Consider the following 25061-nt stretch of genomic DNA (forward strand, 5'->3'; position numbering starts at 1 on the left):
TTTTTGAATTTGGTAGTAAAATAAATGAATGAGTTTAGTAACACTATTTACACGAAATAGCTATAAGACTTATATCATTTATTTAATTTATCTACTATTGCTCAAATAAGTTTTTTAAATATTCGTCGGCATATGCTTGAGTGATTTTTTCTTGTTCTAGCCTATTTTTATCTATACTTTTTAAATGCTGAAAAAGATCATTTTCCTCTTTGGTCAGGAGGTTTAATATTTGAACTTTATTTCTTGCACCTTTTATCGTATAGTTTTGAAAATTTTCAAAAGTTTCTCGATTCATCAAGACACTTTTTGTATGAGGATAATATGATCTTAATTGATGTAAGATTTGAAAACCGTGTTCATCGATGTCGCCCCAGTACCATATTTTTTTATCTGACAGCCAAGTTGCATTTTTGATATAAGAAATATTAAACCCACCTCCGCTCCAGATGGCGACAGTGAATCGTAATAGTGGTAAGGTTAAAAAATTCATTTTATTCTCTGCGATCAGAATGTTTTCTGCAGGCAGTTCAAGGGCTTCGAAATCGGAGAGTGGAATGCTGATGTCTCTGAATTTGAAATCCGGATGCGGGTTTTCATCCAGAAAGCGGAGCCTAATCAATGGTTCATCGTACCGCAAAAAGAATCGCTCGGCAAAACGTTTTTGTTGAGTTGAACGCACATGATCTGGAATCAAGAAATCGAGTAAAGATTGAATTAGCGCATTATTTTCTTCAATAAATTTTGTGTGAATCTCGATGGGTAGCTGCCGTAGGTAAAGGTTGGGCCGGGGTGTTTCCATGAAATATTGGCAAACTTTCAAAACGTTATCCCATTCTGTTTGATTTGTAATTACTCGCAAAGGATTTTTGATTATCCATTCTTTTAATTTAGGAAACAAATTGGTAATTTTTTCAACATCTGACTTGAATAATTCTGTTTCCTTCTCTTTGTCCAAAAATTTCAAAAAATCCTTTTCTGTGTCGAAATAAATGGAAATGGGTATGTTTTGTGAGGCTAAAAATTTTGTTTTTACTAATTGAAATTTCAATGTGTAACCAAACCCTTTTTTCTCTTTTGATCGACTCACGATTTGCTGAATTTCTTTTTCAAATTCAGGTAATGATGATTTTGTGTATGATTTATCCCCACGAATAACCAATTTTTCAAAAGGTCTCTGTTCTACCAATGATTGAAGAAAAGAAATGTACTTTTTATTGGTTTTGTTTCTTATTTCCTGTGCTGTAATCATTGGTTCAAGTAATTGGATTTTTCTTCTTTGAATTGTTCAATCGGCATATCGTACAGCCAAGAATGTCGTTCTTCTTTACGTTCTACAAAATGAACGAATGAAATATCATTTTCTACAATGTGAATGTTGTCGCTTGGTGTAACTACCAACAACTGCAAATGAAGCTGTTTGCAAAGCGTAATCAGGTATCTGGCTTTGTCTTCGTCCTGAGCCTTGAACGCTTCATCAATAGCGATAAAACGAAACGAATTACTTTGCAACCCTTCTTTTGTCAAACCAAATTGATATGCAATGGCAGAACCTAAAATCGTGTAGGTAAGTTGTGCTTTTTCTCCACCGGAAAGTTGTCCCATAGCTTCATAGGTTTTGAATTTATGGTGGTTTTCTTTGTAAAACTCTTCGGCTTTGTAACTGAACCAAGAACGAACATCCATTACTTTTTTACGCCATTCTTCTTTGTCTAATTTTTCAATAAAAGGTTGAATGTTCTCATTAAAATGATGCTTTCTTCCGTCAATCGTAGCGTTCATCTGATGCACATTCGGAACAGCATTATCCAACAGTCTTCTGAATTCTTTTACTTCATCGCTGATCTTATTAGGTGCAACGATTTGAATGTAGGTCTTAGGATTGCTTTTGAAATCAATCTCTTTTAAGGATGTGTTCAGATGTTGAATATTATCTTTTATAGAATCCGACCAGTTTTGAAAAAACATTCTGAAGTCGCCCACTTTGATAGTAATGGTTTCCTGTAAATAGTCGTTGAATTTCTTCTCAAATTTCGGTAGATTGTCTTTCTCTAACCTTTCTAAATAGGTTTGATATTCACTGATTAAATCTAGATTTGTAGAATCGGGCAATGAATTAACATCCGAACGCCAATCTTTGAATCTGTTGGTGATGGTTTCGTTCGGTTGTTTGAAAGCATTGATTTTAATTCTTATTTCACTTTCTTTCTGATTTTTATGTTTATAAAGCTCAGATGTTTGGCGTTGGTTTTCCTCTTGAAAATTTTTACGTGTTATTTCAAAGTTTGCGTATTCGATATTAAGCAAATCCGAATTTTGAACTTCAAATATAATTACATCAATATCTCCAAATGGTTCAATAATGGCTTTGTTGCTCTTCACAGATTGTTCAATGTTTTCAATCTCATTTTTTTTGATAAAAATTTCCTGTCCCTTATTGAAAATATCAACTTCAACAAGATGTTTTAAGTTGGTTTGCACCTTCTTCAATTGGTCTTGCAACTGTTTTACCCGGTCGTTTGTTTTTTCTAATCCTTCTTTTTGTTCTGTTTTTTCCTGAATTTCATTGGCATAAAATTGCCAGTTTATCTCATCGTATTTGTCAAACTTTGAAAACAAATTATGACATTCGTCTCTGAAAGTTCCTAAGTTTTTAATCTCAATATTTTTGGTTGAAATTGCTTTTTTATTTTGGGACTGTTGATTTTGCAGACTATTTAATTCTTTCTTTAAAACAGCTGTTTTTTCTTTGTTATCCCAACCCAAAACATAGTTTTCCTTTCTTGAAATGTGCGGACGGTCGTCTTTTTCGTGTTTCCCTCTTTTGAATTTTATCAATCCGTTTTGAGTGATTGCCATTTCCGAATGACGCTCAAATTCCGAAAGATTATCTACACAAGAAAAATTAAATTGTGCTTCCAAATAGTTTTCAATCCAATCGGCATAAATAGTTTTGGGTTTTATGTCAATTTTATGAACTAAGGATTTTTCTCCGATATTTTTATTTTGAAAATTTTTGAGATAATCTTGTTCTTCATATTTATCATAACGGATTCTACCTTTCAGATTGTGGCTGTTCACATATTTATTTACTTGTGAATAATATTTTGCCGGAACAATCAAACGCAAAGCAAAATTATGCAACACTTTTTCGATAGAAGATTCCCAATGCAGTTCATCTTCTTTTACTTTAATCAATTCGCCAATAAAAGGAATCAATTCTCTACTTGCTCCAATGTGCGCAATCATTTCATCTCTGATTTCTGCTTCACGACCAGCGATGTTATTTTTGTTTTCTTGAAGTGTTTGAATAGTTTTTACTAACTCCTCCGTATCCTGTTTTAGTTTGTCTTCTTCATTTTTAAAGGCACGAAGATTTTCATTTTCTTCTTCTATTTTTTGTTGAATACTTTGTTTTAATTGTTTTGCTTTTTCCCGGTTTTCAATAAAAGTTTCTTCACCTGGATTGGTGTTTAGCTTTATACTTTGAGCGATTTTATTGTACTCGTCAAGTTTTTTACTTCTGTTGTCTTTTAAAGTTTGGAAATTTCTTATTTCCTTTTCTAAATCTTTTATTTTACTTCCAACTTCATCTTTTTCAATAGCAATAGAAATGGTTCTTTCTTCTTGTTTTAAGTCATTTTCTTTCGCTCGCAACTCGGCTAATTTATCCTGTGAAAGTTGTAATGCTTCTTTATATTTTTCCAATTCCTTTTCGCCCAGTTCAACACCTTTTTTGGCAAACCAATACACAGCCGTTTCTTTTGATGAGTCTAATTGCTGTAAATCATTTTGAATTTCATTTAATTTGTTTGCAGTATCGTTAATTGGTGTAAGTTGTTTGATTTGTTCTTTGGCTTTTTCAATATTGGTTTTGGCATCCATTAAAGTCAAAAAACTATCTTTCAGTTGGATAAATTCGGCTTCTGCATCTTGTTCTTCCAACATATTTGTTCTGATAAATTCATCCAAATCTTCCAAAACTTTTACACCCACAACTTGATTAAACAAGCTCAATGCTTTAATAGAACGCATACCGAATAAATCAACCACTCTATTAGCATAATCGGTTATTGTTTCTTTAAATTCAATTTTATTTTTAGTTGCGTTCGCATTGTAAATTTTATCCAATCTTCTTTTCCACAAACCTTTGGCATCAAAATCACGGAAATCTTTTTCTACTGTAAGTGGAATGTGGGCAATTCCAAATTGCCTTCTCAATTCATTATTAGAAAACCAACGAACTTGAAACAATGTAATCCTCTTTTGGTCAGTATTTTCAAAATGAGCAAGAATAACCGAGTAGGTATTGGTATCACGCAGTTTTTGTGTAGAAGAGGATGTTTTTCCTTCTTCCTGAATGTTTCCGTAATGCCCTAATACATACGTTTCTTCGGTTCGGTCGCCTTTCCTATCAACACCGGATGATTGATTGTAAAAACGGTCTTTTTTTGCGGGAACAATTAACGTCAACAAGGCATCAATGTAGGTGCTTTTTCCCGAAGCGTTTGCTCCTGTCAACAATGAATTATTTCCCTGCGGATTGATTCTGAAAACCTTTTCGTTAAATGTTCCCCAGTTGTAAACTTCCATATATTGAAGTCTGAAACCTGCTTTGTCGGAACTTGTACTAAACAGACTCAACATATTCTTTCAGTTTTGTTTGAAAATCCTGTAATATATCCAGTGTTATTTTTTCTTTGATAATGCGGTGTATCTGGTATTTTGTTTCGTTCTCTTTTTTGCTGATTTCCTTTAAAAAACCTAATTCTACAACACTCCGAATATATTTATCTAAATCTTTTTGAAATTTCAATTTATTATAACCCTCTTGCAGAAAAAGTTCTAATTCATCTTTAATTTCTGTATCAGTAATAAATTTCTCGCTTGCCAATTGTGTTGGATTGCTATCAAAATCTTCTAAACTTTGTCTTAAAACGACCAAAACTATGGATGTTTCAAAACCAATTTGTCGTCTTGTTACCAAGCCAAGCGTTTTACCTTCGCTGTTTTCCAATTGTTTTACAAAAGCAAATCCTTCGTCTTTCTTTACGATAAGTTCTAAACCAATTTGGCTGATATAATCCTGAATTTCATTTTGATAAAGAATGATATCATCCCATACGTTTGATGTACGTTCAACTGACGATTTAAGCAATCTCACAATTGCTTTGCTATATGGGGTAATATGTTGTTCTAAACTACTCATTTGGTCAAAATTATTTCAGGAATTTTTATGTGTTTCCCTCTTTTCACATCGAAGATTATATTCTGTGTTTTTTCGGGATTGATAACGTGTTTAAACTCTTTTACAATTCCAATATATCCGAACAGTTCGGGCAATCCTTTTTCGAGTCCACCATAATTTTCAACCACGTCTAAAAGTGTTGTTTGCGATTTTTCTTTTAAAATATCTTTTATTCTTTTCCTTAGCAACTCTTTGTCAATGTTGGATTGTGAAAACAATTTCCCTAAATGATTGGAGGTCGTAATGTCTTCGTCTGCTATTTTTGGTTTGTTGGTGTAGGTAATTTCTTCAGTTTGTTCGGTGGTTAATTTACGATCAAATGGGATATTGATTTCAATTTCGGTTTCCAATTCAAACGAAACATTAGGCTTCTTTTTTGTTTTGCTAATTTCTATCAATTTTTTTTTGATTTCCTGAATTAACTTTTTCGTGGCTTCTGATTTTGTGCTTTCAGTTTCCCGAATGATACGACTTAGTTTTTCAGCCATCTTATCATTGGCTTTATAGACTTTTCTTCCCGAATTGTACAAATGGTTTTTCATTCCTTTAAGAAATGAATCGTTGACAGGAATAGATTTTTCTTCTAAAGTGTCATACAATTCTTTAGTCAAACTTTCCCATTTGTTTTGCAAGTCAGGATTAAGAATAAATAACCAAAAAGCGTAAAAACTTTTTCCTTGCTGGCTGTCTTTCAGTTCATCAAGAGCATCGAAAGTAAAAGACAGGATATCGCTTTTCGTTAAACTTCCTTCTGCGTGTTTTTGATAAATTCCTTTTGTTATTTCTTTAAAGTTGTCCTCTACTTCCTTGAAGTCGGATAACAATTCTTTTGCTGACTGATTGAGCTGATTGAAACGTGGAATGATTTCAAATTCTTCAAACACCTTTACGTCTTCGCCAATTTTTATGCGTTGAATTTGTTGTTCAATTTCTAGTTTCTTTTCTTCCAGTAATTGAATACGCTTCTCTGCATCTTCGTTGGTAAACTCCACCAGTTCTTTCAACTGATTTAGAACATTGTTGAATTTTGATTCCGTACCGACAAATTCCTCTTTCTTCAAACTTGCTAACCAGTCTATGGTTTTACTTGAATGGGAAGATAGGTCATAGAAAACCTCGCCTTGTTCATCGGGATAATTCGTTAAAAAACCACTATTTGTCCATTTCTGAATGTATTTTTTGGCTTTTACTTCATATGTATCGAACACACTGATTTCGCTTTCTTCGTCATTCTCGATTTCGTGTCCTTCCAAAAAATCCGCTAATTGCGTATGCATATTTTCGAAAGAAATTGCACCTTGCTTGTTTAAAAAAGTATTTACAAGAAATTCAACAATCATTGTTCTGTTTCGTAAACGCAACAGCTCAACACTCGGGGAAGTGTTTAGTGTGTTTAGGAGTTGAGGAATGTCTGTCATTTCAGCGAGTTGATTTCATTTTCTATTAAGCGGTATTTGTATTTTATATATTTTTATTGATAATAATACAATAACTCCTTTTTCGTTAATATGTTAAAGCGATAATCTTATAAATGTATGTTTGTAAAACAATTAATAACTGTTTGTTAAATAAGAATTTTATATTTGGCTTTCATGATATATGTATTAGTATTCGCAATTTATAAATAAAATCATAACAATAAATAAAATTCTTTAAATTTATTTATAATCGATTATTCTTGTATATATTTGGTAAAATATGATCAAAATTACTCAAATAAAATAAGATAGCCTTACGGTAAACCGTAAGGCTGAAATTATTAATTTAATAATAGAAGAGTTGCAAAAATTACATTAGAAGTATTCAGTACATATCGAAAGGATGATAAAATATAAGTCCCTTGTTTTTGTACTATTTTTAAATTACAATCTTTTCGAATAAGAAGTTGAAATAACTTTTTAGGAAGCTTAATAGCGAATACTATGTAACAACATATCTTTAAGTTCTTCAACGGATAACGTATAATTACGTTTTCTGTGAATCATATAATGACAATTGGGACAGAGGACCGTAAGATCGGTTTCAGGATTAACAATTGTTTCACCGGATTCAGAAATTGGTTTTATGTGGTGTACATGTATAAAGTCTTTGCCGAGATCACCATAAGATTTTTCAAAGTTGAAATGACAACATTTGCATGTTGTACCATGTATGGCAATGGCTGCATTACGCAATTTCAAATCTCGTTCGTATGTGGTGCTGTACCTCACTTTTTTTCTACCTTCTATTCCAAAACTGACAAAACTTTTACCCGTAATTTCTTCTTCAGGACTTGAGTCTTTAAATAAATTAGTCGCTACCAATATTTTAGAATAAATTGTGTCATCAATTACTCTTACTCCATCTCTAAAATAATTTTTAGTAAGGACGTTTTCGAGATAAGTTCCGTTTGCATCTTTAAAATCAACAGCAGAAATAAAGGGTTGATAATTTTCTATGCGTGCATAAAACGAATTTTTTGAATTTTCTGACAGATCTTTCTCGATATCACCAATTTCTGCAATTCCAAAGTAATGAGGATCATTGGATAATCTTACAAAGTTTTTATTCTTTCTTTTCCCTTTGTAATAGATAACTTTCGAGCCCTTAACGAGCTTGTTTTTATACTTAGAGGGGAAATGATAATATTCGCCGGTTTTATCATCCCATTGTGATTCATCGTTCTCAGTTATAATAAGATAGTTCATAGTAAATTATAATTATTTAGTTTTTTGATTCTTGAAAACAATTTTCTCGAGTTTTTGAAATAAAATCAAGATATTGCTAGAGTAGTTCAGTTTCTTTCCCAACTTGGGATTTTTCCGCTTGTTTCGTTTGAGTAGTTGAGTTATTTATAATGTCAATTTTTAAAGAGATGTAATTTCTCTTTAGCTGAATTTCAAATTAAGATTAAAGAGACAGGGATAGAATGAATTTGTATCTTTCCCTATTTGGGCTTTTTATAATGGTGATTTGATTGTTATTCATCTGAATGGTTCATAGTTTAGTTTTTAAGAAATGAATTAATTGGTTTTTATGCGATAGCAGTCTTAGCTTTCATTCGGATTATCAACAAAATTTTTATTCAATAATCCCCTTTCCCCGCAATCACATGCCTCACGCCGCCTCTCGGATTCTCCATATCGCCTTTATATCTCGGGATGAGGTGGCAGTGGAAATGGAAGACGGTTTGTCCGGCGTCGGCTCCGCAGTTCATCCCGATGTTGTAGGCATCGGGTTGATGGGTGGCAGAAATAATGGCTTTGGCCTTTTCGATCACTTGCGGGAGGTGATTTTGCTCTTCTTCGGTGAGATCAAAAAAATCTGTCCGGATCTGGTTGGAGATGATCAAAAGGTGGCCGGGCGAGACGGGAAATCCGTCTTCGATGATGAAGAAATAATCATCCCGGTACAGGATTTTACCGGCGGGTATAGTTGTGAAATCTTTCATTAGAACAGCGGTTCGGATTCCGTTAACGGACTCCATTTTTGGATGGATAAATTTACGGATAAATCGTATTGCTTCTGTAAAAAACGTCTCCTGTCTGCTGAGGTAGCTCCGGTCTGATTGATGATCGTTTCGCCCAATGGATGCCTGCTGGCAATATAAAATTCATTTCTTTTATAAAGCCGTTCAAGGTATTTTAATTCAGGAATTTTCGTACCCTTGTCAAGATTGACCCACTGATCGGATAAGACCAGGTTCCAGATCCCATTGACATTTGCGCCCGATTGGCCCATTTTAATTTTATGGACGTGAGGGAAAAAATGATCAACCTCGCACAGATTCCGATCCCCTGAGTTGATCGAGATGTCCTGAAAAGAATAAAAGCATTTGCCTTTCTGATAGCCATTTAATGAGGCTCTGGCAGATGTGATGTTTTTTCTCCTCATAAAATCGCTTTCCATAAAAAGGGTCTGCAGGTCATCATCAAATTTCACCTCAAGCAGGTGAGGGCTAAGGTCTAAATTCCAGGCCGTTTCCACAAGGTTCCAACGGGCTTCCACTTCCTCATTAAAATTGGTGAACTGGAAACTTTCCGTGAGCTTTAGCAATTCATCGGTGATCACAATGTTTTTACGGGTTCCATGGTAATCTTTTTTGTAAAACGGATTGGGGATCATTCCGCCGTTTACGTTTTGGAAAGCATCGACAACATTGGTAAATCCATGTTTTTCCGTCATATGCAACAGGTGGTCGTAATCGATTTCCTCATTGTTGTATTTCCGGCAGGCATTCAGAAAGGTACTTGACTGGGCGTTCCCCTGTTTATCATTCTTTTTAAGATGTTCTACAATGTGACTGACAAATAAGGGCGAAAATTCTTTCAGGGAAACCGTATTGGTCTCTCTGGAAGCCAGTTCCAACAGTGCTTTTCCGAAGGCAAATTTATAGGCTGCCGAATTTTTCCCGAACAGGATAATCGCTCTCCACTGTGATTCTAAGCTGGGATCATTTTCCCGGAAATTAACAGACATTATGGTGCATTATAGTAGTGTATCAATGAGGAATGTTCAATATTCAGCCGGAGCGAGTTTGTATCTTTCCCAACTTGGGATTTTTACAGTCGATATGGTTTTTGGTAATCTGGATTGTTTTTGTGCACATTTTTAAAAGTAAATGGTCAGCCGAACCAGACTTAGATTAATGAATGAATGCTTTAAAGAAGCTTGTATCATTCCCTATTTGGGAATTCACTGGTTATAATTCAGTTCATGTGATTTGAATTTTTTAGTTTTCAGGGAATGGATGAGTTGTCTGATACCCTCATCCTCCTGTCTTTTATCAGGATCATTCGTCGATTCCATATTTCTCCACATCAAATTCCACATCCAGCAATTCTTTAGGATGGATTTTTAAAGCGATGGCCAATTTAATCATGGTCTTAAGCGTCAGATTTCTCTTGCCTCTTTCATATTTGCTGATATCAGCTGAATCAATTCCGGTTATGAATTCTAAATCGTGTTGGGTCTGGTTATTTTTTATTCTAATTTCAGAAATACGTTTTCCAATTAAAATTCGCAGGTCTTTATCAAAATCCATTAACAGTATGTTTTTAGCCAATTTGCATTTATAAAAAATAAATATTATGGGCATATATGCCCTTATTTTAAAATTTTTACTACATTTGCAAGACAAGTTTTCTTCGATGCCGTAAAAACATTCAAATAATGAAAGCTGCAGTCCGGGTTTCGGAGGCCGGTAGCCTGCAGGCTGCCTCTTGCCGGAAGGATAGAGCCGGCGATGGACAGAACGGTTCCGGGAACGGGACCTGATGAAAAAATTAAAAACACAAAACCTTTTTGTATGAAAAAGAAAAAAAGAAATTTCGATGCCCGGTTCTGGTCCGGCACAAAAAAGCATTCCGCCCTGCAGCTGCTGGAGGCGTTCTTCCAGTTCAATGACCTGGCCATCGTAAAAGAGGTCCTCAGCGCGATGATGCAGTGTTCGGTCAGGGAAAAAAGCCCGGATCACGGATTATCCTGCCGAAGTCTTCCACCTGTACCAGTCGCTGCGTTCGCTGGTCCGGGCCGGCGAGGTGATCGCGGGCAAGGCCGGGAAAGGGCCGGTATTTTCCCCTTCGGAAGCCGGTGCTTCAGAAATCCTGCTCCATTCGCTTCCGGAGGAAGAATACCGGGATCCGGTCTCGGTATTCCGCCGTGCCTTCAAAGCCTGCCGCCGGGAAGAACTGGAGGATTTCCTGGCCACGGTGACGTATTTCTCCCTCGGGGAATTCCGTTGCGAAGAAGAAAAGAAGCTCGTGGTTCCGTACATCCACCTCATGAAGATGCTGGATGCCGCGTGGCTGATCGTGAAACGCACGTCAGACGGGGAACCTTTAACACCTAAGGCACATGAGATTTAAGTTTTCAGGAGGCTAGGCTCCCGAAGCCCGTATATTTTAGAACACATCAGAGTAAAAAATTAAAGATTCTTTTCAGATGTTCAGCTTAAGTCAGGCTAAGGAGGCTAAGGCTCCAGAAGCTAAGTTCACAACGTGTTGATGGTCAACCACAAAAGATACAAAATACATACGGGTTGTAAAAAAAGTTTCATGCACACGCTAAAAAAGTGCACAAAAGCTTTAAAAAAATCAGAGATTTTTACACCTTTTGATTAAATGACTGCTGTTCCGGTGGCTGAGCGGAGCCGAAGCCACGCCATGATCTGTGAAAACCTGGGCGATTTGTGGGAAATTTAAACCGGATCAGATTAACACATCAGGCACATGAGAGGGAAGAGGCTCTCATTGAGTGTGTTTTAGAACACATAACATTAAAAATCAGAGATTTTTATAGTTGGTACAACTGCTACGGTGGCTGAGCGGAGCCGAAGCCATGCTGTGATCTGTGAAAATCCGTGCGATCTGTGGGAAATGTAAAGCGCACAGACTGCTGCCACAGGATGATCCTACCGGTGGTGGCTGAGCGGAGCCGAAGCCACGCTATGATCTGTGAAAATCCGTGCCGTCTGTGGGAAATGTAAAGCGCAAAGACTGCTGCCACAGGATGGTCCTAGTTTTGAAGGTATTGATTAAAATTGTCCGGCAGGCCATCCTGCCTTTTACATCATCATTCAACCATTTATCACCATGGAGCTAACGACCTTATCCCTGCCTTTGCTTTTCCTGATCTTTACCGCCGCTGCCGCCGTCATCTGGGTAGCAGGCATCCATCTTTCAAAATCGGTGGATACCCTGTCCGGACGTTTCCATCTGGGGCAGGCCCTGGGCGGGGCCATTCTGCTGGCTATCGTTACGAATCTGCCTGAAATCGCCATTACCGTCAGTGCCGCGCTCAAAGGCAGCCTGGACCTGGCTATCGGCAATATCCTGGGCGGCATTGCCCTGCAGACCGTCGTTCTGGTGCTTCTTGATGCCCTGGTGCTCGGAAAAAAAGGAGCGCTGACGTACATGGCCTCATCCATGTCGCTGCTGCTGGAATCCTTGGTGCTGGTGATGGTCCTTATCCTGGTGGTTATCGGCCACCAGCTGCCGGCGTCGCTCTCGGTCTTTCACATTTCACCGGCGAGCTTTGCCATCGTTGGGGTGTGGGTTTTCAGTCTGATCCTGATCAACAAAGCCGGCAAAGGGCTTCCCTGGAAAAAAACCGATGAGCAGCAAGCGCCTGCAGATGATAAAAAAGCATCTTCCAGGGATCAAAAGAAAAACAGCGGCAGCACCGGTAAGATCATTTTTGTTTTCCTGCTTTGTGCCCTGTTTACTTTAATCGCAGGGGTTCTGCTTGAAGCCAGCGGGGATGCCATTGCCCAACATTTCCATCTGGACGGATTGATCTTCGGGGCAACAGTCCTGGCCCTGGCGACCTCGCTGCCTGAGATTTCCACCGGCATGGCAGCCATCCGGCTGGGCGATTACCAACTGGCCATGAGCGACATCCTTGGTGGCAATGCATTTCTTCCGGTCCTTTTTCTGCTGGCTTCTGCCATTGCAGGAAAGCCGGCCCTTCCGCAGGCACATCCGTCGGACCTATACCTGACCGGTGTGGCCATCCTGCTGACCCTGGTCTACAGCATCGGATTGATTTTCAGATCCAAAAAACAATACTTCCGGATGGGGATGGATTCCCTGGCGGTATTGCTGATTTATATTCTCAGCATTGCCGGGCTTTTTTTTATCAGCGGCTGAGGGCGTGTTTTCATTTTCGCAGCCCTTTTACGCTTAAGGTTACAGAAAGTTCAGACCGATTTTGATGTGCTCACGCAGATTTTGCTGATGGCGCAGATTTTATTTTTAACGCAAAGTTTAAATTACGGTGCGGATTATTTTCAAGGAGGCCAAGGCAGATGAACCTGCTGCGCGAAGCGTACGTTTTATTTGAATGACAGGTAGGTTTTAAATGTACTCACGCAGATTTTGCCGATGGCGCAGATTTTATTTTTAACGCAAAATTTAAGTCACAGTGCGGGTTATTTTAAAGGAAGCCAAGGCAGATGAATCTGTTGCGCGAAGCGGACGTTTTATTCTGTTGTTTTTCCCTTTGTATTTCCTTGTTAAGCAGAACAGCTTTGTTTACCTTAAAAACCAAAAGCATGACAGAAACCTTTGTATGGCTTTGTGCCAAAAATTGAAATTCATCAAATACACTAAAAGCCTGTTTGAATCTTAAGTCTGAAACCTTTCAGTCATTCCGCTTAAATTTCTGAATTAAATAAACCTTGTTTATTCTTCACTTTAAAACGATGGTTTCAGCGAATTAAATGAATAAAGTTCAGTAGCCTAAACTTTGATTTTTCCAGGCTAAAATACCTTAATTTCTTCATGTTAAAAAATAAAAGGTGAACTTAAACATGTTCTAAAAGCCGGAGATAAACTTATACCCGATCGAAGCTGCCACCTGCTTCTTCACATCAGCCTGCTGATCCCTTCTCTGCTTCCTTGAACGTATGCGTAAAAACATACAACTTTGCGTTTAAAAAACACGACGAATCACATCAGGGTAATCATCTGAATAAAATGATATTGGCATTTTTATTGAATTTCTGAGAAAGGCCCGAGAGGCCGGAAATAACCAATCTTTTTCCTTTCAATATCAAACCAATCACAAAAATAAATCTTATGGAATCCTCTGATCACCCACCTGTAAAATCCCGTCTTTCCCGTAAAGAATTTCTGAACCTTACCGGCAAATCGCTGGCCGGGGCCGCCGGCACCTTCGCTTTGGGTGCCGTTATTTCAAACAACGCGTATGGCCAGGACCGGAAAGTCGCCCTTTCCCCGCCGGCTGAAATCCCGGCCGACGTGGAAGAACCGATCGTGCTCGAACCATGGAAATCCGATGCCGATCAGCAGTCGGCCCCGACACCCACGCCGCTTCCTCCATCCCGGAGAATAGGTTATGCCGTGGTCGGACTGGGCCATCTTGCGCTGGAAGAAATCCTGCCGGCACTCAGCAACTGTAAAAAATCGAAGCTGACGGCACTGGTCAGCGGCAGTCCTGAAAAGCTGAAAAAAGTAGCCGCACAGTACGGTATTGCTCCGGAAAACTGCTACAGCTATCAGACCTATGACCAGATCAAAAACAACAAAGAAGTGGACGTTATTTACATCGTCCTGCCGAACGGGCTCCATAAAGAATATGTGATCCGCGGGGCACAGGCCGGCAAGCACATCTTATGCGAAAAGCCCATGGCAAATACCGCCGCGGAATGCAGGGACATGCTGTCCGCATGCAGTAAGGCAGGTGTCAAGCTGATGGTGGCCTACCGGATCCATTACCAGCCGCACAACCGCAAGCTGCGGGAAATGATTCAGAAAAAAGAATTCGGGGTGGCCAAATTCGTGGAAGCCCATAACTCGCAGAGTACCGCCAACGTCAACCATTGGCGGCACAAGAAAGCATTGGCCGGCGGAGGAGCGCTGCCGGACATCGGCCTGTACTGCCTGAACACGACCCGGTTTGTTCTCGGCGAAGAGCCGGTAGAGGTGTTTGCCTATCAGTACAGCACCCCCGGAAATCCCCTGTTTAAAGAAATCGAGGAACTGGTGAGCTGGCAGATGCGTTTTCCCAGCGGTGTCATTGCCAACTGCGCCACCGATTACGATGTCCATGAAAGCCGGCGCTACCGGGTGAACTGTAAAACCGGATGGATGAACATCGATCAGGCCTACGCCTACAAAGGCCAGAAACTCACCACCTCAAAGGCAGACGGCCTGATGAAGCGTACCGAAGAAATCGGTCTTGCCGAGAACAACCAGTTTGCCGCAGAAATGGACCATTTCTCAGACTGCATCCTGAACAATAAGAAACCGTTTACCCCGGGCGAGGAAGGCCTTCAGGACCATATCATCATGGAAGCCATTTACCAGTCGGCCAGGGAAGGGAAACCCGTGAAGATCAACGGTATTGCTGCCACCAATACCTGGAAAGGGCAGGAACCGGAGATGTGACGGAGGATTCCGGTATAAGCTGGAAAAGGGATGCCGGAAGCTGGATGTTGGATGAGGGAAGTTTGTTAGCCCTGTCATCACTAAATTTTTTAAACTACAGTTATAATTACCCGTCTGAAAATGAAAAGATTATTTTAAAACAAAGGCACAGATAGAATCTGTGCCTTTGTTTTTATATTTTAATTTAAGCAAAACTTTAAAGTCCTGTTGGTCATTCCGTACTGATCTCAGCATAGTATTAGAGATCCGCATGGAAAGATTACGCGTGGATAATTAAGGAAATTACAGATTTTCACAAATGTGGGATGGCTTCGGCTCGTTCAGCCACCGGAACAGCCGTCATCTGATTACAAAGTATGAAAATCTTGATTTGTCTCATCTGTTATTTAAATTATCAAAGGAATTCACGAATCTCTTCGAGGTTTTTAAAAAGCTTTTGTGCGCTGTTTCAGCGCGAGGTTATTAAACTTTGATGCAGCATAAGTATCTTTTGCTACTTTTGTGGTTAAATATCAGCAACCGGGGCGTGACTTCGACTCCATTCAGCCACCGGAATAGCCTTCATTTAATCACGGACATAAAAATCTTTGATTTTTATTCTTATGTGTTCTAAAATATACGGGCTTCGAGAGCCTCAGCCTCCTGAAAACTTAAATCTAGCGTTTCATCTGGGTCAGATGCCTGATGAATATTGCTTTTTGATCAGACAAGCTGTGGAATCTTCAAAATCTGCATGAGCACCTGCATCTTTTACGTTCCGCTGAAAAATTGAGTCATGACTGCTAAAGCATTTTCGCTGTGCATCGTTTCACCGTTTTCCAGCGATTCCTTTGCCGCTCCGGAAGCTCTTTTCCGCATGCTTTTTTCATAAGATGCGATGGTTTCCTGCAGGGAAAGATGGGTGTCAGCAGTAAGATTTTCACTCAGTTCCAGGGCATCCCGCATGGCCATATTGACGCCTTCTCCTGCAAACGGGGGCATCACGTGGGCTGCATCGCCGATGAGGGTGGCATTGGGAAGCGTTTGCCAGTCCTGGTCAAGGGGCATACAGTAAATCGGTCTCGGAATAAACGGCAGGGAAGTGCTTTCAAACAGAGGGTACCAGGTTTCAGTCCATCCGGTGTATTCGTCTTTAAACCATTCCAATACCTGTTGGCGGTCCGAAAAATTAAGCCCGCTTTCCGTGATCCAATGTTCCCCGGTTTTAAAGCTGGCATAAAAACCGATCTCCCCATCCGCTTTCTGTCCCATGAGAATGTTTTTCCCATTTCCGAAGGCCATTAATTTGCCGCCGCGCAGCAATCCGCTGATCTCCGGAACCCGTGTTTCAGCATCAGGAATATCGCCTTCCAGCATGGTGATGCCTGAATAAAAGGCTTTGATATCCGTGATGTACGGCCGGATTTTAGAACGGGCTCCGTCTGCACCGATCACCAGGTCGGCGTAGATTGAAGGACGGTCTCTGAAGTGCATCAGCCAGCCTTCCCCCTGTGGTTCCATGGAGAGGAAATGGCTGTCCCAGGCTACGGTCCCGGGTTGCAGGGAGTCCAGTAAAATATTCCGTAACGTCCCGCGGTCGATTTCAGGACGGAAATATTCAGCTCCGAAATCCTCATTCTTACCGGCGTCATGGTCACTGAAAACTATTTTTGCCTGCGGGTCGGTAATGGTGGTCCGGTCGGCACCCGGCATATAATTCTCCTTAAAAACTTCCAGCAGTCCGGCTTTGCGTATCGCAGCCAGTCCCGAATTTTCATGCAGGTCGAGTGGGGAACCCTGTACCCTTGCGGTACGGTCGGAATCCCTTTCGTAAACGGTAACATCTGCGCCTTCCATCTGTAAAAGCTTGGCCAGGGTCAGTCCGCCGGGACCGCCGCCGATGATGGCTGTTTTTTTATTCTTTAAGATCATATTTTAAATTTAGACCCCAAAGTTAGTTTTCGCCATAGACTAAAAATTGTAAAAATCGGCCGTTTTCATTTTTGTGGAGTTCTTTGGGCGAGACGCCCGAAAGTCTGGTGATTTCCTTGATGAAATGGGACTGGTCGGTAAAATTAAGCTGCGGATACAGGTTTCCGTCTTTGATGTGTGAAAGGGAAGCCTGGAAGCGGAGGATCTTGCAATAGCTTTTCAGCGGAAGGCCGAACCGGGTGTTGAAATACCGGTTGATCTGCCGCGGGCTCCAGGAAATTTTTTCTGCGAGTTCGGCGATGGGAATTTCACCGTTTGATGCAAAAACCAGCTCGAATAATTTCCATTTCCGTACATCCACTTTTTCAGGCAGGAGTGATTTTATTTTCCCGGACATCTTCCGGCAGAATTCCTCAAAATCATTCAGGTCGTCCGGTTCGAAACCCCAGAAATCATCCGGCATCCGCATTCCGTTATTGATCATTCCGGCTACCGGAAATCCGAAAACATATTCCGTAGCCAGCGGATTGAAACTGACCGAGCAGAAGTGTGAAAATTCGTGGTCCGGATATTTGGGCATGGTTTCCAATCCCAGGAGTGCAACCCTGATCCGGCCGTCTTCCGTTTTTGAAAAGATCAGATCAATCCTCCCGTTGGGAATTACCACCGCCTGCTGAATACCGGAGAAATTACGCATCGACGAAAAGCAATAGATAAAATCCCTGAGGGAATCCTCGGGTTGGATGAGCTTAAAATCGATGGTCGGCTGCCTGTTCAAAGGATTTCCGTTTTGCATGAATGATAAATGTACAGTTTGGTAAGGCTAAATTACTGATTTTTATTTTTCAAGGTCGTTGATAAAGATCCGGGACAGTAAAGTCTGGCGGAAAGGTTGGATAATTGCTTAATACTAAAAGATACACAATTTTATCAGAGATAAAATCTTCTTTCCTTACAACATAAAGCATTGAAAACCTTTCGCGGCCCTGCGTTTTGCAATACTATCTGTATGCGATAGCCCGGTGTGCTCTTCCAAGTGAAACGGCTTTGTGAGACTTGAAGCAGAATGTATTAAAAAACTCTGTGGTCTTCGTGCTCACCTGCAATGCAAAATTCGCCATTCCTTTCCTAAAACACCATTTCTTTCCTAAACCATCATTCACTTCCCAGATACAATTCAAAACTGAATTTTTTAATTCAATCTACGATGAATTTTTATATCTTAGTCTATTGATAACTGAATAATGGTTGATAAGCATCTTGCAGTTAAATGTGTTTAACATCGATGCGATAACATAAATAATCATGGAAAGAGAGATGAACCCGGTAAATGAGGATCCGTCAGATTTTATTATTGATGTTTCCGGTGCCGCTGAGATCCCGATACCTTATAAGGCAGCACAGGAAAAGGATACCGTAATGCCTTTTCAGAGTGCCGGTGAAAAATTCAGGAAAAAACTCGGACTGGACGGGAAGCAGACGGAACTGGTGAACAAATTAAGTTTCAGCACCAATGTGTTTAATGAGATCGATTATTGCCGGATCCAGATCATCAGACAGTTTCTGCGGACGGCCGAATATCTGGAAAGAAACTGCATTCCCGTCAATAAAACCTATCCCACAGTGATTGATGAGGTTTCGGAAATCATTATTGTCCTGGAATACAACTACCGTAAAGACAGCCTGAATTATCAGTACACCATTGATTCCATCAGATCCGAGATCTTTAACCACATTCTGAAATTATGCGAAAACAGCGTCAGGGATTATTATGGCATTAAAAGGAAAATCAATACCGATTTTAAATATACCCATCCCGAAATCACAGGCCGGTTTCATAAGAAAATCATTCTGCCGGTGGAATCATTTCTCAGCCGGCACCGGCATCTGATCCTGGATGCCGACTACAGGACCAATCTGATCCTGAATGAAACCCATACGAACCGGTGGAAAGATAAATTTGCCATTATCACTTCAGATTACACCAATGCCATTGCCTTCGAAAGAGAGATCGGGAGGCTGGCCGAAGTGAATGTAAAAAATCCTTCTCTGGACGATATCTACCTGGAAGCGTCAAAATTCATCAGTGCCCACGACCGGAATGCTGCCCTGAGGCTGTACCTGCATTACCTTGATAAAGACCTTCAAAGCAAAAGATCCGACCGTAAACATCTCACCAGGAGCATCCGGAAAAACCTGTTTTCCACACCGGAACAGTTAGCGGAGTTTGAAGGGATCGTGAATGAATTTGTCCTGACCCGGGATTTGGCAACCGCAACAAAAAAACTGGATACCGTATATCTGCCGAAGCGGAAAAAAATTATGATTGACCGGAATGCCATCGACCTTGTACAGCAGCTGGATTCGCAGACCTCGCAGATTCTGGGTGACCTGCTGGCCGATGAGGAAGAACCTACCGGATCACCGGAACTGTACGCTACGGAAAATACAGCCGATATTCAATTTGAAGTAGTCGATACCGGAGATGCTGCCGGAATTCAGAAATACCTGCCGGAACCCGGCCTGAATGACGCCCAGACGGATCTTTTGACGTATTTCGAAAAAAACAGCCTCACGGTCCTGAAATCCGATCTTGAAGACTATATGAGGTCGCGCCAGCTTTTTATGAATGCCGCCATTGAATCCGTCAACGACCGGCTTTATGATATGCTGGATGATGTCCTGATTGAAGAAGAAGATGATTATTTAACCATCAACCCCGAATACTATAAAAAACTTTTAAACAATGATCAATAATATCAAACCGAAAGAAGCCACTTCCATCATCAATTCGCTCACCGGAGGCGTAGTTCCCAAAATAGGGGTGCAACACATTGCCGTCGGCCGTTCCGAAGAAGTACAGGCGGCCATCTCTGCTCTGGAAGAAGTGAAACAGGGGCACAGCATTGCCAAGTTCTGGATCGGTGATTTTGGGAGCGGCAAGTCTTTTATGCTTCACCTGCTGAATACTGTTGCGATGAAACAGAAATTTGTCGTGGCCAATGCCGATTTTACGCCTGATAACCGGCTGTATGCCAACGACGGCAAGAGCGTCATCCTGTATTCGGCCATTATGGATAACATTGCGATACAGACCAAACCTGAAGGCGGCGCACTGCCCGTTCTTCTGGAAAAATGGATCGAGCAGGTGATCAGTAAAACTGCCGAGGAAAACAAGATATCGTTGATGGATATCCGGAACGACCAGTACAGAACCCTGATCGGGAATGCCATCATGAAAACCGTCAATGAAATCACAGAAACCGGCGGCTTCGATTTCGGTTTTGTCATCGTAAAATATTACGAAGGCTTCATCAATCATGACGAATTGTTACGGAGAAACGCGCTGAAGTGGCTGAAAGGCGAATACACCACCAAAACTGAAGCGAGGCAGGATCTGGGCATCCGCGAGATCATCAATGACGGCAATTATTATGACATGTTGAAAAACTTCTGTAAGCTGTTTGTGAATATGGGCTACAGCGGTTTTATGATCAACCTGGATGAGGCCATCAACCTGTATAAAATATCCACTTCCGCCGCCCGCGAGAAAAATTATGAAAAAATCCTGTCGATCTACAACGACTGTTTCCAGGGTAAAGTAGCGAACCTGTTCATCAATTTTGCCGGCACCAAAGAGTTTCTTGAAAACGAAAGGCGAGGGCTTTTCAGCTACCAGGCCCTGAAATCAAGACTGGAAAGCAATAAATTCGAAAGCCAGGGGATCCGGGATTATGCCCAGCCCGTCATCAAATTACAGCCGCTGGACCACAATGAAATTTTTGTTCTGCTGAAAAAGCTGAAATTAATTTTTGATTTTAATTATAAAACCGACCTCAGCATCACCGATGATGAGATTTCCGCATTCATGGAAGAAATGTTCAACAAGCCCGGCGCTTCGGAGTTCCTGACGCCACGGGAAGTGATCCGCGATTTCCTGAACATCCTGAACATCATCCGCCAGAATCCTGAAGTGGATAAAGCACGCCTTTTCGGGGAAATTGAAATTTCAGACGAAAGGCCCAATGATCTTGCCATTCTCGATAGTATTGAAGAGATATGAGTGCCTACGATTTATTGTCGGAACCCATCAGGAAGTACATCCGGGAACAAAAGTGGGAAAGCCTGAGAAAAATACAGGAAGCTTCCATTCCGCGCATCCTGAATACGGATCTCAACTACGTCCTTATTTCCAGAACCGCTTCCGGTAAAACGGAAGCGGCCTTTCTTCCCATTCTTTCCAAAGTGAATTTCCGGGAAGAAGGCGTGAAGGTTTTATACATTTCACCGCTGATTGCACTGATCAACGATCAGTTTGCAAGGGTAGAAAAACTCTGTGAACATCTGGACGTCAGGGTAACCAAATGGCACGGCGAAGCATCGAAAGGAAAAAAAGACCAGCTTCTGAAAAATCCGGAAGGGATTGTCCTGATCACGCCGGAGTCTCTCGAGGCGATGTTTGTGAATAAGCCGTACCACGTCAGCCATCTTTTCGCGTCCCTTGAGTATGTGGTCATCGACGAAATCCATTCTTTTCTCGGCTCGGACCGTGGCATGCATCTGAAATCACTGCTCAGCAGGCTTCAGCAGATTAATCATGACCGTTTCAGCATTGTAGGACTGTCGGCGACGGTAAGCGATGTAAATCTTTATGTTGAGCTTAAAGGATTTTTAGGCAATACTGAAAATACAAAGATCATCCGCGACCATACGCCCAAACCCATCAATGCCGTTTTCAGGTATTTCCACAGCGATACGCAGGAGCTGCCGATCGGCTTACTGAAAGATCTTTACGTAAGAACCCGTGATTCCAAAGCCCTTGTGTTTCCCAATGCAAGAGGCAGGGTGGAAGAAGTGGCGGTAAAGCTTAAGAGGCTTTCGGAAAAGGTCGGCGGGCATCAGAATTACTTTTCCCATCATTCGTCCGTCGACAAGGAAGTAAGAGAATATGTGGAATTTTTTGCAAAGAATGCCGGCCTGCAGAATTTCTGCATTTCCTGCACCTCAACGCTGGAACTCGGGATCGATATCGGGAATGTGGATGAGGTGGTGCAGATTGACGCCACCAACAGCATCGCTTCCTTAATCCAGCGGGTCGGAAGAAGCGGCAGAAGGGAAGGCAGGGCCAGTAATCTTTATCTGTATTCAACCGACCGGTGGAGCCTTTTGCAGTCTCTTGCCTGCTGGCTGCTTTATTCGGAGCAGTACATCGAGCCTGTCGAGGTCATCGAAAAGCCTTACGATGTTCTGCTGCATCAGATCCTTTCCGTTATCAAAGGAAGCTCGGGATTATACCTTCATGAACTTTTAGCTAAAATCAATGAAAACCCTACCTTCAGCCTCATCAGCGAAGGGGAGGCAAAAGAGATCGTGAATCATCTACAGGAAATCGGTTTTCTTGAAAAATTAGGCCACGAGTATATTATCGGCGTAGAAGGTGAAAAAGTGGTTAATAATAAAGATTTTTACAGCTTTTTCCAGACGCCTGTTTTCTTCAAAGTATCCAGCCAGGGAGTAAAAATTGGCGAACTGCCTCTGAGTCCTCAGATCAGGGAAGATGAGAACGTGTATCTCTCGGCAAAAATCTGGAAGATTAAATATGTTGATTATGAAACTTCCAGAATTGAAGTGATTCCGGCTAAAGACGGAAAAAAGCCTCTGTTTTTCGGGGATGCCGCCGACACCGTCCACCGCATCAGGGAAAAGATGTTGGAGATCCTGTATTCGGATGGGGAATATGATTTTTTGGACGAGGAAGCTAAACGGATCCTGAAAGAAATGCGTAAAGAATTTTCGGTATTCCCGATTACAAATCTGAAGGAGGAAAGGCCCTTGCTATTTGGTAATGGGTATACCAAATTTTATTCGTTCGCCGGAAGCAGGATCAATAAAACGATCGGTTTTCTGCTCGACCTGGCCGGTGCAGAATATGTCTATGACGATCACTCGTCCGCATTGATCTGCAGGCCACCGGAACAGGAGCCGTTTACCCGTCTCGCAGCCATCCGGCTTACGGAAGATCAGATTAATGAGGCTTTATGCGAGGCTTTGAAAAAGAATCCTGCGCTGATCAAACTGTCCAAATGGGGGCCGTACCTGCCTCTGAAATTCCAGGCTGAAATCCTGAAAACCAAATATTATGATTTTGACGCCTGTTTCAGGTTCCTGGAAAAGATAAAATGGGTTCATAATATCGGCGAATAGGCTGGAAGAGGGATGCCGGATGCCGGAAGTTTATACCTGCTAATTGATTAATCAGTCGTTGAATTTGATCCGGAGGAGAAAATCTGTGTAGGAATTATCAGAATTCCGCAAAACATGAACTCCGGAGGAGTTTTATCTCTTATGAGCCCTTACAACCTGAGTTGTCAATCCCAATTAACTGTAAACTATCAACTTTAATAATCGGAGAGCGCTTTTTCGGCTGATGGAAAACAGGCTGGAAGAGGGGTGCCGGATGCCGGAAGTTTTCAGTGAATTCTTCAGCACGATCATTGTGAAAATCCGGGGCGTAAGATATTTTATCGAAAAAAATCCTGCAGAATCGATACTTCTGCAGGATTTTAATGTACTTAAAGCGGGATGCTAACTGGTTACCGGGCAAGCGATAATGCAGTAGACCCAGGGGCATCTTTTGATCCCTTCAGGCGGGCAGCATTCTTCCGAACAGCTTAATGCACCGCCGTTGATTCCCTTCAGCTGGTCTCTTGAAATTTTTTTATAATTTTTCATAACAAAGAATTTGGGTTAAACATAATTAAGGCTGGTTTCCGCCGCCGCATCCGTCGTATGGCCTGCATTGCCATTTACCGTTGATAAAACATAACTGTCCTCCCGGGCAGGTAATCCCTCCTGTAATGGCCTTCATGGCCTGTCTGTTGACTTTTTTTAAATTTTCCATAAACATAAGATTTGGTTCTTTCCGAAGTTAAACAATTTCCGGCAATTGAAGTACACTCTTCCGGGATATATTTTATAATCATCAGGAAAACAGTAAGGTAACAGGCATCCTGAAGCCTATGAACAGGGGCATTCCCTTACTTTTAAAGGAGATCATTTCCAGAAAAATTTAACATAATTTCAGGTCGATTTCAATTTTTTACTGACGAATCTGTTGTCTTTTAAATAAAACCTCAACGGCAGATGGGCATGTTCCTGGGCATAAGCAATCCCGACCCGCGGGACAGCGGCAATTTCATCCGCGGCATACCGCTTCCCGATATCTTCGATCCAGATCTCATCTTCAGTCAGATCTTTTCTGTTGAACGAAACATCAATGCCTAACGCTTTTGAAAGGGATCCCGGACCGGAAGAGACCGCTGTATGGGTAACCGGCATTTTTCTGCGTTCTTCCATGATTTCCTGTCCGGAATAGGGTTCAATAGCTCTGATCAGGACACACTTCGGGTCATCACTGCCGGAAACCACCACATTCAGGAGGTAATGGATGCCATAGCATAAATAAACATAGGCAAAACCTCCGGGGCCGTACATAATTTCAGTTCTTGCCGTCCGGCGGTTGCCGAAAGCATGGGAAGCTTTGTCCTCGTCGCCGAAGTAAGCTTCCGTTTCGGTAATAAGGCCTGCGGTAACCTGTCCGTCTTTACAGGTATACAGGATTTTACCCAGCAAATCTTTGGCAAGAAATTCAACATCGGGGCTCCGGTAATAGGAAGACTTCAGTTTCCGTTTCATTTTTGTTCAATTTTTGAAAATAATTTTAATATCTGTCTGCCAGCGTAATCTACAGGAGATGATCGAGTACAAGCCTCTTAAATAAGGCTGAGTACCAATTGCTGTTATACAATATAGGAATTGCTCTATTAAAGGTATTAAAAAAAATATTGCCGTACCGTGAGTGGCATCACAACCTATTATCAATCTACGATAACCCGATGGAAAAGTTCCCTGAAACAATGGATTTTTCCGCTTTGTAAATTATGATAAGGTGATCAGTGAAAATAATATATCCTCCTGTAAATGAGTCTTAAACCTCCATGGCCCATAATTTTTAA

Annotated in this window: 19 protein-coding genes; 6 read left to right on the forward strand and 13 right to left on the reverse strand. The window is 41.1% G+C overall.

The features are described from left to right. Positions 1 to 94: 94 nt before the first annotated feature. From CHA01nite_RS00210 to CHA01nite_RS00245, 8 genes are all read right to left on the reverse strand, one after another. Complete coding sequence (locus CHA01nite_RS00210) at positions 95 to 1249, reverse strand: Wadjet anti-phage system protein JetD domain-containing protein (protein WP_146939206.1); 1155 nt, start codon at positions 1247 to 1249, stop codon at positions 95 to 97. Continuing rightward, positions 1246 to 4590 (reverse strand): ATP-binding protein, encoded by a 3345-nt coding sequence (locus tag CHA01nite_RS00215; protein WP_262712126.1) that lies wholly within the window; start codon positions 4588 to 4590, stop codon positions 1246 to 1248. The genes CHA01nite_RS00210 and CHA01nite_RS00215 overlap by 4 nt, the downstream gene beginning before the upstream one ends. A 37-nt stretch (positions 4591 to 4627) precedes the next feature. After that, entirely contained in the window at positions 4628 to 5206 is a 579-nt protein-coding gene (locus CHA01nite_RS00220) for a DUF4194 domain-containing protein (protein ID WP_146939208.1), read from the reverse strand. Continuing rightward, the gene (locus CHA01nite_RS00225; protein WP_146939209.1) at positions 5203 to 6663 is read right to left on the reverse strand and encodes a DUF3375 domain-containing protein; all 1461 of its coding nucleotides are present in this window, start codon (positions 6661 to 6663) and stop codon (positions 5203 to 5205) included. The genes CHA01nite_RS00220 and CHA01nite_RS00225 overlap by 4 nt, the downstream gene beginning before the upstream one ends. A 489-nt stretch (positions 6664 to 7152) precedes the next feature. Continuing rightward, entirely contained in the window at positions 7153 to 7932 is a 780-nt protein-coding gene (locus tag CHA01nite_RS00230) for an HNH endonuclease (protein WP_146939210.1), read from the reverse strand. Between the two features lie 377 nt (positions 7933 to 8309). After that, positions 8310 to 8675, reverse strand: coding sequence for an HIT family protein (locus CHA01nite_RS00235; RefSeq protein ID WP_146939211.1), 366 nt, complete (start codon positions 8673 to 8675; stop codon positions 8310 to 8312). Beyond that, positions 8675 to 9703 carry an HNH endonuclease family protein gene (locus CHA01nite_RS00240; RefSeq protein WP_146939212.1) on the reverse strand — a complete coding sequence of 343 codons (1029 nt, stop codon included), beginning with the start codon at positions 9701 to 9703 and terminating at the stop codon, positions 8675 to 8677. The genes CHA01nite_RS00235 and CHA01nite_RS00240 overlap by 1 nt, the downstream gene beginning before the upstream one ends. Before the next feature lie 313 nt (positions 9704 to 10016). Continuing rightward, complete coding sequence (locus CHA01nite_RS00245) at positions 10017 to 10268, reverse strand: helix-turn-helix domain-containing protein (RefSeq protein WP_146939213.1); 252 nt, start codon at positions 10266 to 10268, stop codon at positions 10017 to 10019. Positions 10269 to 10764: 496 nt separating this feature from the next. Between CHA01nite_RS00245 and CHA01nite_RS00250 the strand changes: the two genes are divergently transcribed. The 3 genes from CHA01nite_RS00250 to CHA01nite_RS00260 all read left to right on the forward strand — a co-directional run bounded on the left by CHA01nite_RS00250 (position 10765) and on the right by CHA01nite_RS00260 (position 15135). Beyond that, positions 10765 to 11091, forward strand: a complete 327-nt coding sequence (locus tag CHA01nite_RS00250; protein ID WP_146939214.1) for a hypothetical protein — start codon at positions 10765 to 10767, stop codon at positions 11089 to 11091. 726 nt (positions 11092 to 11817) lie between these two features. Next, complete coding sequence (locus CHA01nite_RS00255; RefSeq protein WP_146939215.1) at positions 11818 to 12873, forward strand: sodium:calcium antiporter; 1056 nt, start codon at positions 11818 to 11820, stop codon at positions 12871 to 12873. A gap of 930 nt (positions 12874 to 13803) precedes the next feature. Beyond that, positions 13804 to 15135, forward strand: a complete 1332-nt coding sequence (locus CHA01nite_RS00260) for a Gfo/Idh/MocA family protein (protein WP_146939216.1) — start codon at positions 13804 to 13806, stop codon at positions 15133 to 15135. Between the two features lie 750 nt (positions 15136 to 15885). Here the strand turns inward: CHA01nite_RS00260 and CHA01nite_RS00265 are convergent. Then, complete coding sequence (locus CHA01nite_RS00265) at positions 15886 to 17046, reverse strand: FAD-dependent oxidoreductase (protein WP_146939217.1); 1161 nt, start codon at positions 17044 to 17046, stop codon at positions 15886 to 15888. Between the two features lie 22 nt (positions 17047 to 17068). After that, entirely contained in the window at positions 17069 to 17842 is a 774-nt protein-coding gene (locus CHA01nite_RS00270) for a helix-turn-helix domain-containing protein (protein ID WP_146939218.1), read from the reverse strand. Positions 17843 to 18351: 509 nt separating this feature from the next. Between CHA01nite_RS00270 and CHA01nite_RS00275 the strand changes: the two genes are divergently transcribed. The 3 genes from CHA01nite_RS00275 to CHA01nite_RS00285 are packed head-to-tail and all read left to right on the forward strand — an operon-like array spanning position 18352 to position 23250. Next, on the forward strand, positions 18352 to 19803 hold the full coding sequence (locus tag CHA01nite_RS00275) for a tellurite resistance TerB C-terminal domain-containing protein (protein ID WP_146939219.1): 1452 nt from the start codon (positions 18352 to 18354) through the stop codon (positions 19801 to 19803). Continuing rightward, entirely contained in the window at positions 19793 to 21109 is a 1317-nt protein-coding gene (locus CHA01nite_RS00280; RefSeq protein ID WP_146939220.1) for an ATP-binding protein, read from the forward strand. The genes CHA01nite_RS00275 and CHA01nite_RS00280 overlap by 11 nt, the downstream gene beginning before the upstream one ends. Then, on the forward strand, positions 21106 to 23250 hold the full coding sequence (locus tag CHA01nite_RS00285; RefSeq protein ID WP_146939221.1) for a DEAD/DEAH box helicase: 2145 nt from the start codon (positions 21106 to 21108) through the stop codon (positions 23248 to 23250). Before CHA01nite_RS00280 ends, CHA01nite_RS00285 begins: the two co-directional genes overlap by 4 nt. 381 nt (positions 23251 to 23631) lie before the next feature. Here the strand turns inward: CHA01nite_RS00285 and CHA01nite_RS20410 are convergent, their stop codons facing one another. The 3 genes from CHA01nite_RS20410 to CHA01nite_RS00290 form a co-directional block, all read right to left on the reverse strand. Beyond that, complete coding sequence (locus CHA01nite_RS20410; RefSeq protein WP_170234656.1) at positions 23632 to 23778, reverse strand: bacteriocin-like protein; 147 nt, start codon at positions 23776 to 23778, stop codon at positions 23632 to 23634. A 25-nt stretch (positions 23779 to 23803) separates the two neighbouring features. Further along, a complete protein-coding gene (locus CHA01nite_RS20415) occupies positions 23804 to 23947 on the reverse strand; it encodes a bacteriocin-like protein (RefSeq protein ID WP_170234657.1) in 144 nt (47 codons plus the stop codon). A 179-nt stretch (positions 23948 to 24126) separates the two neighbouring features. Next, entirely contained in the window at positions 24127 to 24741 is a 615-nt protein-coding gene (locus tag CHA01nite_RS00290; protein WP_146939222.1) for a DNA-3-methyladenine glycosylase, read from the reverse strand. Between the last annotated feature and the right edge of the window lie 320 nt (positions 24742 to 25061).

It is taken from the genome of Chryseobacterium hagamense (genome assembly GCF_007991455.1).
Classification (GTDB): Bacteria; Bacteroidota; Bacteroidia; order Flavobacteriales; family Weeksellaceae; genus Chryseobacterium; species Chryseobacterium hagamense.

Bases quoted from the DNA above. Each gene is read 5' to 3' on its own strand.
- CHA01nite_RS00230 (WP_146939210.1), bottom strand. From the start codon at position 7,932: ATGAACTATCTTATTATAACTGAGAACGATGAATCACAATGGGATGAT.
- CHA01nite_RS00265 (WP_146939217.1), bottom strand. From the start codon at position 17,046: ATGATCTTAAAGAATAAAAAAACAGCCATCATCGGCGGCGGTCCCGGC.
- CHA01nite_RS20415 (WP_170234657.1), bottom strand. From the start codon at position 23,947: ATGGAAAATTTAAAAAAAGTCAACAGACAGGCCATGAAGGCCATTACA.
- CHA01nite_RS00240 (WP_146939212.1), bottom strand. From the start codon at position 9,703: ATGTCTGTTAATTTCCGGGAAAATGATCCCAGCTTAGAATCACAGTGG.
- CHA01nite_RS00210 (WP_146939206.1), bottom strand. From the start codon at position 1,249: ATGATTACAGCACAGGAAATAAGAAACAAAACCAATAAAAAGTACATT.
- CHA01nite_RS00280 (WP_146939220.1), top strand. From the start codon at position 19,793: ATGATCAATAATATCAAACCGAAAGAAGCCACTTCCATCATCAATTCG.
- CHA01nite_RS00285 (WP_146939221.1), top strand. From the start codon at position 21,106: ATGAGTGCCTACGATTTATTGTCGGAACCCATCAGGAAGTACATCCGG.
- CHA01nite_RS00215 (WP_262712126.1), bottom strand. From the start codon at position 4,590: ATGGAAGTTTACAACTGGGGAACATTTAACGAAAAGGTTTTCAGAATC.
- CHA01nite_RS00225 (WP_146939209.1), bottom strand. From the start codon at position 6,663: ATGACAGACATTCCTCAACTCCTAAACACACTAAACACTTCCCCGAGT.
- CHA01nite_RS00275 (WP_146939219.1), top strand. From the start codon at position 18,352: ATGGAAAGAGAGATGAACCCGGTAAATGAGGATCCGTCAGATTTTATT.
- CHA01nite_RS00260 (WP_146939216.1), top strand. From the start codon at position 13,804: ATGGAATCCTCTGATCACCCACCTGTAAAATCCCGTCTTTCCCGTAAA.
- CHA01nite_RS20410 (WP_170234656.1), bottom strand. From the start codon at position 23,778: ATGAAAAATTATAAAAAAATTTCAAGAGACCAGCTGAAGGGAATCAAC.
- CHA01nite_RS00290 (WP_146939222.1), bottom strand. From the start codon at position 24,741: ATGAAACGGAAACTGAAGTCTTCCTATTACCGGAGCCCCGATGTTGAA.
- CHA01nite_RS00255 (WP_146939215.1), top strand. From the start codon at position 11,818: ATGGAGCTAACGACCTTATCCCTGCCTTTGCTTTTCCTGATCTTTACC.
- CHA01nite_RS00270 (WP_146939218.1), bottom strand. From the start codon at position 17,842: ATGCAAAACGGAAATCCTTTGAACAGGCAGCCGACCATCGATTTTAAG.
- CHA01nite_RS00235 (WP_146939211.1), bottom strand. From the start codon at position 8,675: ATGAAAGATTTCACAACTATACCCGCCGGTAAAATCCTGTACCGGGAT.
- CHA01nite_RS00245 (WP_146939213.1), bottom strand. From the start codon at position 10,268: ATGGATTTTGATAAAGACCTGCGAATTTTAATTGGAAAACGTATTTCT.
- CHA01nite_RS00220 (WP_146939208.1), bottom strand. From the start codon at position 5,206: ATGAGTAGTTTAGAACAACATATTACCCCATATAGCAAAGCAATTGTG.